Origin of the sequence: Methylocapsa palsarum, assembly GCF_900114285.1 — a bacterium.
Lineage (GTDB): Bacteria > Pseudomonadota > Alphaproteobacteria > Rhizobiales > Beijerinckiaceae > Methylocapsa > Methylocapsa palsarum.
The window spans coordinates 135,110-148,693 of record NZ_FOSN01000003.1; the positions used below are offsets into that span (position 1 = coordinate 135,110).

At 62.6% G+C, this 13,584-nt stretch carries 13 protein-coding genes; 6 read left to right on the plus strand and 7 right to left on the minus strand.

What is annotated here, in order from left to right; genetic code table 11:
- Window positions 1–3: 3 nt before the first annotated feature.
- From BM177_RS05255 to BM177_RS05270, 4 genes are all read right to left on the minus strand, one after another.
- The gene (locus BM177_RS05255) at window positions 4–1,191 is read right to left on the minus strand and encodes an efflux RND transporter periplasmic adaptor subunit (RefSeq protein ID WP_091679269.1); all 1,188 of its coding nucleotides are present in this window, start codon (window positions 1,189–1,191) and stop codon (window positions 4–6) included.
- A 315-nt stretch (window positions 1,192–1,506) separates the two neighbouring features.
- Window positions 1,507–3,018: a glycerol kinase GlpK gene (gene glpK, locus BM177_RS05260; protein WP_091679274.1), complete on the minus strand. Its 1,512-nt coding sequence runs from the start codon at window positions 3,016–3,018 to the stop codon at window positions 1,507–1,509.
- 38 nt (window positions 3,019–3,056) lie between these two features.
- Window positions 3,057–4,607 (minus strand): glycerol-3-phosphate dehydrogenase, encoded by a 1,551-nt coding sequence (glpD, locus tag BM177_RS05265; protein WP_091679279.1) that lies wholly within the window; start codon window positions 4,605–4,607, stop codon window positions 3,057–3,059.
- A 172-nt stretch (window positions 4,608–4,779) separates the two neighbouring features.
- Window positions 4,780–4,971: a CsbD family protein gene (locus BM177_RS05270; protein ID WP_091679284.1), complete on the minus strand. Its 192-nt coding sequence runs from the start codon at window positions 4,969–4,971 to the stop codon at window positions 4,780–4,782.
- A gap of 244 nt (window positions 4,972–5,215) precedes the next feature.
- On the opposite strand from BM177_RS05270, the gene BM177_RS05275 reads away from it, so the two are divergent.
- Window positions 5,216–6,010, plus strand: a complete 795-nt coding sequence (locus tag BM177_RS05275) for an ABC transporter permease (protein WP_342028891.1) — start codon at window positions 5,216–5,218, stop codon at window positions 6,008–6,010.
- Window positions 6,000–6,764: an ABC transporter ATP-binding protein gene (locus BM177_RS05280; RefSeq protein WP_091679291.1), complete on the plus strand. Its 765-nt coding sequence runs from the start codon at window positions 6,000–6,002 to the stop codon at window positions 6,762–6,764. Before BM177_RS05275 ends, BM177_RS05280 begins: the two co-directional genes overlap by 11 nt.
- 33 nt (window positions 6,765–6,797) lie before the next feature.
- Here BM177_RS05280 and BM177_RS05285 read toward each other — a convergent pair whose 3' ends face one another.
- Both BM177_RS05285 and BM177_RS05290 read right to left on the minus strand, forming a co-directional pair.
- Window positions 6,798–7,919, minus strand: coding sequence for an LptF/LptG family permease (locus BM177_RS05285; protein WP_091679294.1), 1,122 nt, complete (start codon window positions 7,917–7,919; stop codon window positions 6,798–6,800).
- 118 nt (window positions 7,920–8,037) lie between these two features.
- Complete coding sequence (locus tag BM177_RS05290; protein WP_244532127.1) at window positions 8,038–8,931, minus strand: nucleotidyltransferase; 894 nt, start codon at window positions 8,929–8,931, stop codon at window positions 8,038–8,040.
- Window positions 8,932–9,147: 216 nt separating this feature from the next.
- Between BM177_RS05290 and BM177_RS05295 the strand changes: the two genes are divergently transcribed.
- The 3 genes from BM177_RS05295 (at window position 9,148) to mce (ending at window position 12,536) form a co-directional block, all read left to right on the plus strand.
- The gene (locus BM177_RS05295; protein ID WP_091679298.1) at window positions 9,148–10,458 is read left to right on the plus strand and encodes a glycosyltransferase; all 1,311 of its coding nucleotides are present in this window, start codon (window positions 9,148–9,150) and stop codon (window positions 10,456–10,458) included.
- A 140-nt stretch (window positions 10,459–10,598) separates the two neighbouring features.
- Window positions 10,599–12,005 carry an adenosylhomocysteinase gene (ahcY, locus tag BM177_RS05300; protein ID WP_091679302.1) on the plus strand — a complete coding sequence of 469 codons (1,407 nt, stop codon included), beginning with the start codon at window positions 10,599–10,601 and terminating at the stop codon, window positions 12,003–12,005.
- A 126-nt stretch (window positions 12,006–12,131) separates the two neighbouring features.
- Complete coding sequence (gene mce, locus BM177_RS05305) at window positions 12,132–12,536, plus strand: methylmalonyl-CoA epimerase (protein ID WP_091679307.1); 405 nt, start codon at window positions 12,132–12,134, stop codon at window positions 12,534–12,536.
- A 20-nt stretch (window positions 12,537–12,556) separates the two neighbouring features.
- Here the strand turns inward: mce and BM177_RS05310 are convergent, their stop codons facing one another.
- A complete protein-coding gene (locus BM177_RS05310) occupies window positions 12,557–12,997 on the minus strand; it encodes a gamma-glutamylcyclotransferase family protein (RefSeq protein WP_091679311.1) in 441 nt (146 codons plus the stop codon).
- Between the two features lie 160 nt (window positions 12,998–13,157).
- Between BM177_RS05310 and BM177_RS05315 the strand changes: the two genes are divergently transcribed.
- Window positions 13,158–13,409 (plus strand): hypothetical protein, encoded by a 252-nt coding sequence (locus BM177_RS05315; RefSeq protein ID WP_091679315.1) that lies wholly within the window; start codon window positions 13,158–13,160, stop codon window positions 13,407–13,409.
- Window positions 13,410–13,584 lie beyond the last annotated feature (175 nt).

The following is a 13,584-nucleotide window of genomic DNA, read 5'->3' on the forward strand; positions in this document are numbered from 1 at the left end:
TCTTTATTCCTTCGGCCGGACTGCCGGTGCGACAAGGCGCGCTTCCGGGTCGATGCGCACGCGCGCGCCCGGCTGAAGTTTGAGCTGGCCTTCCGACACGACCTGATCGCCCGCGTTGACCCCTTCGAGGACAGAGACGCGGCCGTCGCGGGTCTCGCCAACGCGCACGAAGCGGCGCTCGACGATCAAGGGGCGATCATCCGGCGGAGCCGCCGCGGCGTTCGCCGCTGGCTTGAGCGTCGCCGCTTGCGCGCCTCCGGCGTCGAGGGGGGCGGGCTGAACGATGAAAACGCTATCGCCGTAAAGCGAATATGTGATCGCCGTGCGCGGCAGGGTGACGACTTCGGCCCCGTCCCCCGCGATCACCGCCACATTGGCGAACATGCCGGGAAATAATTGTCTGTCCCGGTTGGGGAGTTCTCCCTGGACGAGAACGTTCCGGCTGTCCTGGCCGACGCGGGCGTCGATCGTCTTGATCGTCCCGCGAAAGATCTTGCCGGGATAGGCGTCGACCTGGAGCTCGATCGCCTCGCCGGGCTTCAGAACAGCAAGCGATTTTTCCGGCACCGGGAAGTCGACGTAGATAGGATCGAGCTGCTGCAGGGTGATGACGCTCGTGCCGGGGGAGACGTATTGTCCGAGGTCGACCTTGCGGATGCCGAGCCGTCCGGCATAGGGGGCGACGACATTCTTCTGGGCGATGATGGCGCGCACTCTTTCCGTCGAAGCGGCGGCGGTGTCGCGCGCAGCCTCCGCGGCGTCGAAGTTCGACTTCGCGGAATTGCCGGTCTGCGAAAGCTGCTTTTGCCGCTCAAGGACCAGTTCGGCGTTCTTCAGGACGGCGAGATTGTTTTTAAGATCCGCCTGCTCGACCGAATTGTCGATTTCAAACAGCGGCGCTCCTTTTTCGACATCCTGGCCCGAGCGAACCTTGATCGAGACGATCATTCCGCCGATCTGCGGCGCGACGTCGATCCCCTGCACGGCCCGCAGGCTTCCGATGGCGGGCAATTGCGGCGTCCAGGTCTCCTTGGTCGCGACCGACACCGCGACCGTCGCGGGCGGAGGCGCGGCCTGAGAGATGAAGTTCCGGATCATTTGCGGCTTGAACACGAACTGGAAATAGCCCAGCCCCAGGGTCAGCGCCGAAAGCGCCGCCAACGTGACGATAAAAATCAGACTTCGCTTCATGATCTGCCAAATTTGGGGTGGATTAGCATTGAGCCTGCGGTGTGCTTCAAAATCGCCTTTGGCTCACAAACGCGTCCAATTGAACAAAGCCAGAACCACATTTAGACGCTGGCGACTGGCATTTAGACGCTGGCGCCCTCGGGGGGCATGCCTCTGATTGCCGCACCGAAAGACATTGGCCGGAAATTGCGGCCAAATGAGGCAACTTTTCCATAGATGGGCTTTTCGCGCCGTTTTTGCGAGGCAAAACCGCCGCACTTTCACCGACGCTCAGCGGTGGACCTGTCCGATCGGAAGGGTTGGGGCGCATCAAAATCATGTGTTCGGCGCATCGCCCGCCGCGCGGCGCACCGCCCGCCGCCAGCCTTCGATCAACGCGGCGCGCGATTTCGGGGTGAATTGCGGCTCGAACCGTCGATTGGCCGACCACGCCGCGCCGATGGTCTTGAAATCTGAAAAGACTCCGCTCGACATCCCCGCGAGATAGGCGGCTCCAAGCGCCGTTGTTTCGAGCATTGCGGGGCGCTCGACGGGAGCGTCCAGAATATCGGCGAGGAATTGACAGAACCAGTCATTGGAGGCCATCCCGCCATCGACGCGCAGCGCCTGCGGCCCGGACAACGGGCCGCAGGCGGTTATCGCTTCCATGAGATCGAGCGTCTGGTAGGCGACCGATTCGAGCGCCGCGCGGGCGATATGAGCGCCCGTCGCGTCAAGGGTCAGGCCGCAGATCAATCCTCTCGCGGCCGGGTCCCAGTGGGGCGCGCCGAGGCCGACGAACGCAGGCACCATATAGACGCCGAGGTTGGTCTCGACGCTGGCCGCCATCCGCGCCGTGTCGGCGGCGTTTTTGATCAGCCCCAATCCGTCCCGCAGCCATTTCACCGCCGCGCCGGCGGCGAAAATCGCGCCTTCGACGGCGTAGGCCGGGACGCCGTCGATCCGGTAGGCGACGGTCGTCAACAGACCTTTTCGCGGCGGCGCCGGTTCATGGCCCGTGTTGAGAAGCGCGAAACATCCCGTCCCGTAGGTCGATTTCACCAGGCCCGGCGTGAAACAGGCCTGGCCGATCAGCGCCGCCTGCTGATCGCCCGCCATGCCTGTGATGGGGATTTGAACCGGAAACAGGCCCTTGGCGGTAACTCCAAAAAGGCCGCTGCTGTCGCAGACCCCCGGCAGCAGCGCGGCCGGAACGCGGAACAGATCGAGGAGGTCCTCGTCCCAGCGCTGACGGTGAATGTCGAAGAGTAAAGTGCGTGAGGCGTTGGTGGCGTCGGTTGCGTGCGTTGCGCCGCCGGTCAGACGCCAGAGGAGAAAAGCGTCGATCGTCCCGAACGCCAGTTCGCCGCGTTCCGCCCGCTGCCGCGCTCCGGGGACATGATCCAGGATCCAGGCGATTTTCGTGGCGGAAAAATAAGGGTCGAGAAGCAGTCCCGTGCGGGATCGAACCAGGTCTTCGGCGCCTCCCGCCCGCAGGGCCTCGCAATCGGCGGCGGTGCGCCGGTCCTGCCAGACGATGGCGCGATGGATCGGCGTCCCCGTGGCGCGGTCCCAGATGGCCACGGTTTCACGCTGGTTGGCGATCCCCAGCGCGGCGACCGGAGCGGCGGCCTGGCTCATGACTTCCCGCGCCGCGCCGAGCGCGTCGCGCCAGATGTCCTCAAGCTCCTGCTCGACCCAGCCATCGCGCGGATAATATTGCGCCAGTTCGCGCTGTGCGGCGGCGATGCGGCGCCCCTTGACGTCGAATAGGAGGCTTCTCGTGGACGTCGTCCCCTGGTCGATGGCAAGGAGAACGGGAGAGGCGCTTTTTCCAGATGACCTCATACCCTCGACCTTTTGATGACGGGCGCGTTCGGATCTCTTCAGACCTTGGTCGGATCAGATCTTGGCGGGATAGACCTTGGCGGGAAGCCGGGCAGCGATGAAAAATAGTCCTCGACGCGCGCGCGCTGGGCGGCGCTCATGTGCAGTCCGAGTTTCGATCGCCGCCAGAGCACGTCCTCGGCGGTCCTCGCCCATTCCTTGTCGATGAGATAGTCGATCTCGGCCTGCGAAAGCCCTGCTCCGAAATCTGCGCCGAGATCGGCAAGGCTTTTGGCGCCTCCGAGAACCGCCGCCGCGCGTGTTCCATAGGCGCGGGCCAGCCGTCTCGCCGTCGTGGGAGGAAGCCAGGGGTTTTCGTCGTGAAAAGTCCGCTGAAACCGCTCGAAATCGCCTGCGTCGATGTCGCCTCCCGGGAGCGGGGCCGATCCGGTCCAGGGAGCGGGACGCGGCGGCGTGAGGGAGGGCGCGAGGATCGAAAGGGCGCGTTCGGCGAGGCGGCGGTAGGTTGTAATCTTGCCGCCAAAAACCGAAAGAATGGGGGCCATGCCCGGCGGCGCGGCGCAGTCGAGCACATAATCGCGCGTGATTGCGGAGGCGTTCGCGGCCCTGTCGTTGTAAAGCGGCCTGACCCCTGAAAAGCTGTGGATGATCTGCTCGGGCTTCACCGGCGCTTTGAAATAGGCCGAAGCGGCGCGGCAGAGATAGGCGGCTTCGTCCCCGCTGATGGCGACGGCGTCAGGATCGCCCTCGAACGGCGCTTCCGTCGTTCCGATCAGGGTAAAGTCCCGCTCATAGGGCAGGGCGAAAACGATTCTTTTGTCCGTGTTCTGGAACGTATAGGCATGGTTTCCGGCATAGAGCCGCGGAACGACGATGTGGCTGCCCCTCACCAGGCGAAGACGCTCGCCGGCGTCACGCCCGCCGACGCCATTGAGGAATGTTCCCGCCCAAGGTCCCGCGGCATTCACCAGGGCGCGCGCTTCAACCTTGCTTTCGGTCCCGTCCAGACAGTTTTGCAGAACGGCGACCCAAAGCCCGCGCTCGCGAGCGGCTGAAACGCAGGCCGTGCGCGTCTGAATGATCGCTCCGCGCTCGCGCGCGTCGAGCGCGTTGAGGGCCACGAGGCGGGCGTCGTCAACCCAGCAGTCGGAATAGGCGAAACCGGCGGAAAGGTCGTCGCCCAGCGGCGCGCCTTCGATCGCGCCGGCAAGGCTGATCCTTTGCGACGGCGGCAGGCGGCGGCGCGGACCGAGCCGGTCGTAGAGCCAAAGCCCAATCGCGATCATCCACGAGGGACGGCGCCCCTTCTTACAGGGGAGAATGAACCGAAGCGGCCAGATGATGTGGGGCGCGAGATCTAGAAGAATTTCGCGCTCGAGGAGCGATTCTCGGACCAGGCGGAAATCGAAATATTCGAGATAGCGAAGGCCGCCATGAATGAGTTTCGTGGAGGCCGAGGAGGTCGCGCCGGCGAGGTCGCCTTTTTCGCAGAGGAGCACCGAGAGGCCTCGCCCAGCCGCATCGCGCGCGATTCCCGTTCCGTTGACGCCGCCGCCAATGACGAGCACATCGAACGGCGTCTCGCTCATGTCCGCCTTATCTCGTCCCGATTATCTCGTTGGTCTTGTCTCGTCCGACTTGTCTCGCCTCGGCGGACTGGCGCCGGAGCGGCGGCGCATCTAACGCGCGAAGGCGTCGGCGCGTCAAGCGAGAAGGGACAAGCCCTTCCGATCGTTCTCCACCGCCCGGAAGGGCGCGCGCTCAGCGTTTTATCGCATCGGCGACCTTCTTGCCCGCGTCCTTGATATCGCCGACGGTCTGACGAGCCGCGCCCGCGGCCTTGTCAGCCTTACCTTCCGCCTGGAGAGTCTTGTCTCCGGTCATGCGGCCGGCTGCCTCCTTGGCGGCGCCCTTGACCTTGTCCATCGTCCCCTTCACGGTTTCCTTGTCCATAGCGAACTCCTGTAAGCGGTTTCGGAGCGGTCTGAACGCGGGAGGGTTCTTCCGGTTCCAGGGTGAACCAAGCCTTCGCGCAGGCGGTCATGCGTGCGGGCGCGGCTTCGACAGCCTTGTGAAAGAGCGGACCAGGCCATGGCCCTGGCGGAGGCGCGTTTGACGGGACCCCTGCAAACTGGTCTATCTCCGCGCGAAAACTCAAGCTCTTGACGACAGAGGTCGACCGGAACCGATGAACCTGATGACGCCTTTTGATAACGCATGGCATTATCGTGAGTTGATCCGCGCCGTCGTGCGGCGGGAATTGGCCGTCCGGTTTCGCGGGTCGATCCTCGGCTGGATCTGGGCCATTTTCGGCCCCCTCGTGATGCTCTCGGCCTATACGATCATCTTCTCCAACGCCGTCGGCGTTCCAGCGTCCGCGAAGGGCGCGGGCGTCGGGACTTACGCTTTGTCAATCTTTACCGGCTTGATTGTGTTCAATCTCTTCAGCGAACTCGCCTACCGCTCGCCGGGAATGCTGCATGAACATGCGGGCGTCATTAAAAAGTCGATATTTCCAAGCGAGACTTTGGCCTGGACGGCGACGATCCGGGCCGCCGTTTACGCGGCGATCAGTCTTGGCGTCCTCGCAGTTTTCGAACTTGCGCTGACCTTCTGGTTGCCGCCAACCGTTTTATTGCTTCCGTTCGTGATCGGGCCTTTCTTTTTGTTCTTGCTGGGCACGTCGTGGTTCCTGATGGCGCTCGGATCTTTCACAAGGGACGTCGCCCATCTCATGATCTCGATCGTGCCGGTCTTCATGTTCGCGACGCCGATTTTCTATTCGATCGAGGACGTGCCGCCTCACCTGCGCCTCTACGTCCATTTCAATCCGATCGGGAATTACGTCGAAATGCTCCGGGACGTCCTTTTGTTCAATCGTCTGCCAAGCTTTGCGCTTTACGCCGGAACGGTTGGGCTGTCGCTTTTCGTGTTCTATTTTTCCTATCGTTTTTTCATGCAATACAAGGCCGTTTTCGTCGATGTCATCTGAGATTGTCATTAGCTGCGACGGTGTCGGGAAAGCGTTTCAGCTTTACCTGCGGCGAAACGATCAGCTGAAACAGGCCATCCTTGGCCGTTGGGGCAAATATTATCACGAGCATTGGGTGCTGAAAGATATCAGCCTCGCCATTCGCCAGGGCGAAAGGGTGGGCGTCATCGGCCGTAACGGCGCCGGCAAGACGACCTTGCTGCAGATCATCTGCGGAATCACCCGGCCGACCCATGGCGCGATCAAGGTCGATGGCCGCGTCGCGCCGATTCTCGCGCTCGGGGCGGGATTCGATCATGAATTGACCGGCCGGGAAAACGCCCTGATAGGCGGCGCGATCCTTGGCATGCGACGTTCGGAGGTGGAGCGGCGCCTCGACGCCATCGCCGATTTCGCGGGCATTGGCGATTTTTTCCACCAGCCCCTGAAAATGTATTCGACCGGCATGGCGGCGCGCCTCGCCTTCGCCGTCTGCGCCCACGCCGACGCCGACATTCTGATCATCGACGAGGCGCTTTCGGTCGGCGACGCCGAGTTCGGCGCCAAATGCGAGGCGTTCATCGAGAATTTCGCGAAGCGGGGGACGATCCTCGTCGTGTCCCATGAACTTGAGCTTCTGGCCTCGATCTGCGACCGCGTCGTCTGGATCGACGACGGAGTCCTGCGTGAAATCGGGCCTCCACGGCAGGTGATCGCGTCGTATCGCGAATCGGTCGAGGGCAAGCCTAGGATCGCCCGCGCCGCCAATCAATAGACCGCGCGTCTTCGCGGACCGTTGAGCTTTCGATCAGGCTTTTGATCGGCGAGCGGGAAAATCCGCATTGCGCCGGTGAAGCAGCCAGATCGCGACGGCGAATTCGGCGAGGATCGCGATCCCGACAAGCCAGACGAATCGCGGGTCCTGACGCACCAATGTTTCGGCTCCGATGAGGATCGCGACGTGAACCGCCGGGATCATCAGCACGATCGCCGGCGCCGCGGCCGAGGAACGTCCCGTCGCCGCGGAGAGATTCAAGACGAGCCCGATCGCGAGCATCGCGTGAGCCAGGGCGAGCAGCGGAATTCCGCAGCGTTTCGTCGCCTCGCTCATCCATTCGGCAAAGCGGCGGGGACCGTCGCGCTCCGGCGGAATCGAATGGAAGAACTCCCAAAAAGGCATTTCAAAAGCGCCGCGCCAGCCGCGTTTGGGCATCGCGCCAGCGCCCTGCATCTCCATCGGGATCACATATTCGTCGAAGTTCGTCGTCCGGATCGCCGAACCGCCCTCCGAGCGGGTCTGAATCGACCCGTTGGACAGGATCATCACCACGCTCTGCTCGTTGCGCCGGAACTCGGTTTCGGCCGCAGTGATGATTTGCTCCTCGTTCTTCGCGGCGTCGAACTGATAGATGAACATTCCAGACACCACATCGGCCGAACGCCAGCGCTGGAAATACATCGTGCGGGAGCCGCCGTCGAACGTGTAGAACCGCGCCGGCTCGAGCATGCGGTGATTGAGAGAATTGCGAATGATATGGATGACGTCCTGCATCTCGCCGACATGAGAGGGCGCAAAGAAAGACGACAACCACAACCCCGCCGCGACCGCGATCACAGCGACGCCGCAGGAGGGCGTGGCGATCGACCAGACAGACAAACGCAAGGAGTAGAGGACAGCGATCATGCCGTCAGATGTCATGCGCGAGAATTCCAGCGCGATGGCTACGCCGACCGCCATCGGCAATGCGACGTAGAGCACCGTCGGCATGGTCCCGAGCAGGGCCGGCCAGAGAAGTCCGGCGCGGACGGCGGCCGGCGGAAGGTAATGGAACAGCGAGGTCATGACGACCGGAATGCAGAGGCTCGCCTCGATCACCAGGGCGGAAACGGCGATCCGTTTGGCCAGATAAAGATAAAGGAGGCGAGGCATGAATCTCCGGGGCCGCGCGCGAAGTCAGCGCTTCATTCCAGCTCTGTCGTCCAGGTCTTTAAGGTTTCAGGTCTTTAAGGTTTCAGGTCTGTGAGATTTTCAGGTCAGGCTCATTTCGTCACATCTTCATGCGGGCCGCAGCCTGCTTTGCATAGGCGGTCCACGCCGCATCGAACACCCGGCGTTTGGGCAACGAGACCGCGCCCGCCCAATGGGCGAAGAAGATCCGATTCCCGGCGCCGTCGAGAGGGCCTCCGTCGGCGCCGAAGCTGACGTCCTTCGCTTTATAGAAACTTTCGTCCGACGCGCCCGCGACGCATTCGGTGAGCGAGGCGATTTTCAGGCCGCGCCGGTGCGTGACGAAATTGCTCAGAGGCTGGGCGAAAAGCATGCCGTGCTTGCGGACGGTATGAAAAATCTCTTCGTCCTCGGCGATCACCTCGTAGAAGTGCCGTAGCGACAGGATGCTGTTGGACGTCAGGAAGAACCCGTCGTTGAACAATCTCGCATTGCGCAAGAAGTCGTAGCGGTCCCTCTTGTTGTTGTAGACGTATTCCTCGCTCGTCGAGGCCATGATGAAATCCACCTTGCCGGGATCGAGCTTGCCGAAAACCTCTCTCATGTCGCGAAATAGAATGACGTCGACGTCGAGATAAAGCACTTCGTCGAGCGGCAAGGCGAGCGAAAGAAACTTGCGCAACCGGCGGCGATGGCCCGGAAAAAGCGGATAGAGGCGGCTCGCCATCGCGTCGAGTTCGCGCGAATCCTCGTTGACGAGATGAACGCCGTAGACGTCGGCGGCGCGCCGCGTCAGCGTGAGATTGTCATCGTAGGGAATGAGATAGAGCGGCGTCGCGGCGTTCGTCGCGCGGTAGCTCTCGAGGAACGGCAGAAGCCAATCGGAGATACGGTCGTTCGCGACAATCGCGACGCCGACCTTTTTGCCGCCGCCGGACGGGTTCGGGGCGCTCTGGCCAAGGGGCGCTTGATTCGATGTGAGATGTTCAGGCATGAAGGGTTTCACTAGAGGTGAGCGGGTCCAGAATCAGGAGCCGCGAAACATGGACTGGCGCGGGACGGGAGGGAATGACTCGATCTTGCCGCGGTCAGGAATTACGATCGGCGCTCTCCATATCCTTCGTCCTAATCGGCGCTTTTCTGTTTTCATGCGCCAGTATGGTCGCGCGCTGAACGCCGCAGCTTGAAGCTTCGAGGCTGATGTACATTGATGGGCGAGACGGATCAAGACGAGGCCAAAGTCACGCTTGCGGGCGCCGCGGACGCGTTTCTGGCGAAGGGGCCGCTGCGGGGCAGGACCGTGCTCCTCGTTCATCCGGCGTGGCATTCCTGCGGCAGTCACCAGGTTTTCGTTTCCCAGGCTCGCGCCTATCGCGCGCTCGGCGCGAGGGTTCTCAGTCTCGCGGTCGCCGACGCTCCCGGAGCGAACGAGGGATCGCGGGCGCACAAGGCCTATTTCGCGGCGACGGAAGACCTCGAATGCGACGCGCGCTTTTACACCGGTATGTCCCTCATTTCGGTGCTGAAGCCCTCGTTCCTGCAGGCGGTGAAAGGATGGCTGCACGGCAATTTCGCCGGAATTTTGGTCGCCTCCACTGAACTCGCGCCGATTCCGGCTGCGCTCGCGGCGACGGCGCGGATCGATCTCATCCACTGCAATCATTTCTTCTGCATGCCCGCCGCGCTGAGCCTGCGGCGCGGCGGGCCTTGCCCGGTCCTTCTTGAAACCCACGATTTGCAGGCGCGCCAATATGCGCTTCGCAACGAGGTTGGATGGACCCTGCCGCCCGCCGCCGCCTTCGAAGAGATGCTCGCAATCGAGCAGGCCGCCATGCGGACCGCCGACGTGCTCGTGCATTTAAATGACGAGGAATTCCGGATTTTTCAAAAAATGCTGCCGGACCAGAGGCATGCGCTGCTTTATCCGGCCGTCGCACCGATCGAGGCGCCTGCTCGCGGCACGCCCTCCGGCCTGATCCTCGTCGCCAGCGCCAATCACGCCAATTTTCTCAGTACGGTCTGGTTTCTCGAAAAGGTCCTGCCGGCGGCGCCGGAGGTTCCGGTGCGAATCATCGGAAACATCGATCGCGAGATTAGAGCCCGCGCGCCGAAGCTCTGGCGACAGCACGAGGCGCTGTTTTGCGGCCGCATCGACGACCTCGACGCCGCCTATGGCGAGGCCGCGGGCGTCCTGCTGCCTACCATCGAGGGGCATGGCGTATCGATCAAGACCATCGAAGCGATGTCGAGCGGCGCGCCGCTGATCGCGACGCCTCTCGCGTTTCGCGGCATGGGGCTTGATCCCGTCGAGTTCGGCAATGTCGCGCTGGCGCTGAAGGCCGAGGATTTCGCCGCGGCGATGCGGCGCGCGTGCGAGGCGCCGCCGCCGCAAGGAATTGTCCTGGCGCATGGGAGATCTGGCTCCGACACCCGCAAGGCCTATGAACGGATCTTCGCGCCGGAAGCCTATCAGGAGGCGCTGCGCGCGCTGGTCACGCCTCTGCTCCCTGCCGGGCCCTAAGGTTCTATAAGCCGCTTTATCGCCAAGCTTGAGGCGGCGGCGACATAAAGAGTTGCTTATATCTTTATTGCGTTGCGCGAGGAGGGCTGTTATAGAGCCTCGCACATCTGGGGCGCCGCTGCGCAATTTCGGAAAAGTTCATGACCCATTCATTCAACGACTACGCCATCACCGACATCGGGCTCGCCGACTGGGGCCGCAAGGAACTGGCGATCGCCGAGACCGAAATGCCCGGCCTCATGGCGACGCGCGCGGAATTCGGCCCAAGCCAGCCGCTCAAGGGCGCGCGGATTGCCGGATCGCTTCACATGACAATCCAGACGGCGGTTCTGATCGAGACCCTGAAAGCGCTCGGAGCCGATATTCGCTGGGCCTCGTGCAACATTTATTCGACGCAGGACCACGCCGCCGCGGCGATCGCCGCCGCGGGAATCCCGGTCTTCGCCCGCAAGGGGGAGAGCCTGTTCGACTATTGGGAATACACCCATAAGATTTTCGAATGGAGCGACGGCGGCGCGCCGAATCTCATTCTGGACGACGGCGGCGACGCCACGATGCTCATTCATCTTGGCATGCGCGCCGAAGCCGGCGACACCGCTTTTCTCGACAAGCCCGGCAACGAGGAAGAGGAAGTCCTCTTCGCCGCGATCAAGAAACGGGTCGCCTCGTTCCCCGGCTGGTATGGCAAGATCGGCCATGCCATCAAGGGCGTCAGCGAAGAAACGACGACCGGCGTTCACCGGCTCTATCTGATGGAGCGCGACGGCAAATTGCTCTGGCCGGCGATCAATGTGAATGATTCCGTCACCAAGTCGAAATTCGACAATCTTTACGGCTGCCGCGAATCGCTCGTCGACGGCATTCGCCGCGGCACCGACGTGATGATGGCTGGCAAGGTCGCGATGGTCGCCGGCTTCGGCGACGTCGGCAAGGGTTCGGCCGCCTCGCTGCGCAACGCGGGCGCCCGCGTCCTCGTTTCCGAGATCGACCCGATCTGCGCCCTGCAGGCGGCGATGGAGGGCTACGAAGTCACGACAATGGAGGACGCCGCGAAGCGGGCGGACATTTTCGTCACCTGCACCGGCAACGTCGACGTCATCACCACCGATCACATGCGGGAGATGAAGGACCGGGCCATCGTCTGCAACATCGGCCATTTCGATTCGGAAATTCAGGTCGCGGGCCTGCGCAATTTCAAATGGCACAATGTGAAGCCGCAGGTCGACGAGATCGAGTTTCCCGACGGCAAGCGGATCATCCTTCTGTCCGAGGGCCGGCTCGTCAATCTTGGCAACGCGACCGGGCATCCGTCTTTCGTTATGTCGGCGTCCTTCACCAATCAGGTGCTGGCCCAGATGGAGCTCTGGACCAAGCAGGGTGAATATTCCAAAAAGGTCTATACGCTGCCGAAACACCTCGACGAAAAGGTCGCGGCGCTGCATCTGAACAAAATCGGCGTCAGGCTGACCAAGCTGACTGACGAGCAGGCGACCTATCTCGGCCTGCCGCAGTCGGGACCGTTCAAGCCGGACCACTACCGCTATTGAGATGAGCGGAGTCCCTGGCCGCCGGGGCGCTCGCCCCCTGTAAACCACGCCCTGCGGCTTCGCCTGGAGCCGCAGGGCGTTTTCGTTCGTTCAGCCGATACGCGAGGACTTTCCAGAGGACGCTTCATGATCGGAAGGTTGAACCACGTCGCCATCGCGGTGAAGGATCTTTCCGCCGCCAGCGCTTCCTATCGCGACGGTCTTGGAGCGAAGGTGAGCGCGCCCGTCGATCTGCCGGAGCACGGGGTCAGGATCGCCTTCGTCGAACTCGCCAATACGAAGATCGAACTCCTCCAGCCGCTCGGCGAACATTCTCCGATCGGCAGATTCCTCGTGAAGAATCCGGACGGCGCGATTCATCATCTTTGCTATGAGGTCGAGGATCTGCTCGCGGCGCGTGACCGCCTGATCCACAGCGGAGCGCGGATCCTCGGAGATGGGGCTCCTCATATCGGGGCGCATGGCAAGCCTGTCCTTTTCCTCGATCCCAAAAGCTTCGCCGGAACCCTCATTGAACTTGAACAGGCCTGAGCGCCTTCCTTGGCGCGCGATCAGACCTTCCACGATCCCGGCGCCGCCTGGCGTTCGAGGAACTCAATATAGGGCGGCGGCAGGTTCGCAGCCCTTGCGGCCGCCGCCACGGCCTCGAGATAGCCTTTCGCCGGACGCCCGGCCCGGCTCTCGCGCCCGACATAGATCAGCGCTCGGACGGGCCCCCCCTTTTCCCGGAACACCGGCTGGGTGATTTTCGCGTAAAGGCCGTTGTGCACTTCTTCGTAGCGATCGAGCGGACCCATATCCGACAGCGCGAGCTGGTAAAGCACGCCATGCACAACGGCGTTGGCGTCGCGGGCGATCGACGCATAGCCGTTCTCCATGATGAAAAAACGATGCCGGGCGAGCCGGGCCGGCCCCAGCGCGAGCCCGTGAGGGCAGCGCCTGGTCATGGCGGCGCGATCCATGTTTGACCCGTAAGCGAAATAGAGCGGCATGATGAAACTTTGCGGGGCGGCCTGAAGCCGGCAGGCGCGCCGGCCTGAAGGAGTCTTTGGCTAATACGTAGGAAGCTGCCTCTTTGCCTATTCAGGGTTGCAATTTCTCGGTTATTCCGTCATCTTGGTTGCGCTCGCAATGGTGGAATGATTCGGCTCGATGCACGCGGCGCTCACGAGATTGCTTTGTCTTTACAACGCTCGGTCCGCCTTTCGGGCGACCGTCAACGCCGACGCCAAGCGTCTCATCGCTAGATACGACGATCAAGCTTATTTCGAGGCGCGCGAGCGCGTGAAGGGCCGCTGCCTCGATGGCGCAGGAACGTCCCGTTACTGGACTATGGTTAAGCTTGAGATCGCCAGGCTGCAGGGAATTGCTATCGGGCTGGCCGGCGGCGACCTCAGAAAGTAAGCGCGGACGGAGATCGTCCTCATATCCGTAGCGGCCGACATGGCGAGCCTCGTCTAACACGCGGTGAGGGAGACGCCTGAGGGGCCGCGAGCATCGCCAGGGCGCCTCGCGCAAAGCTCCAGCACGCACAAAGTTTTCCCCTTGGCGGGCGCCCTCCGCACAAACCGTCCGGATT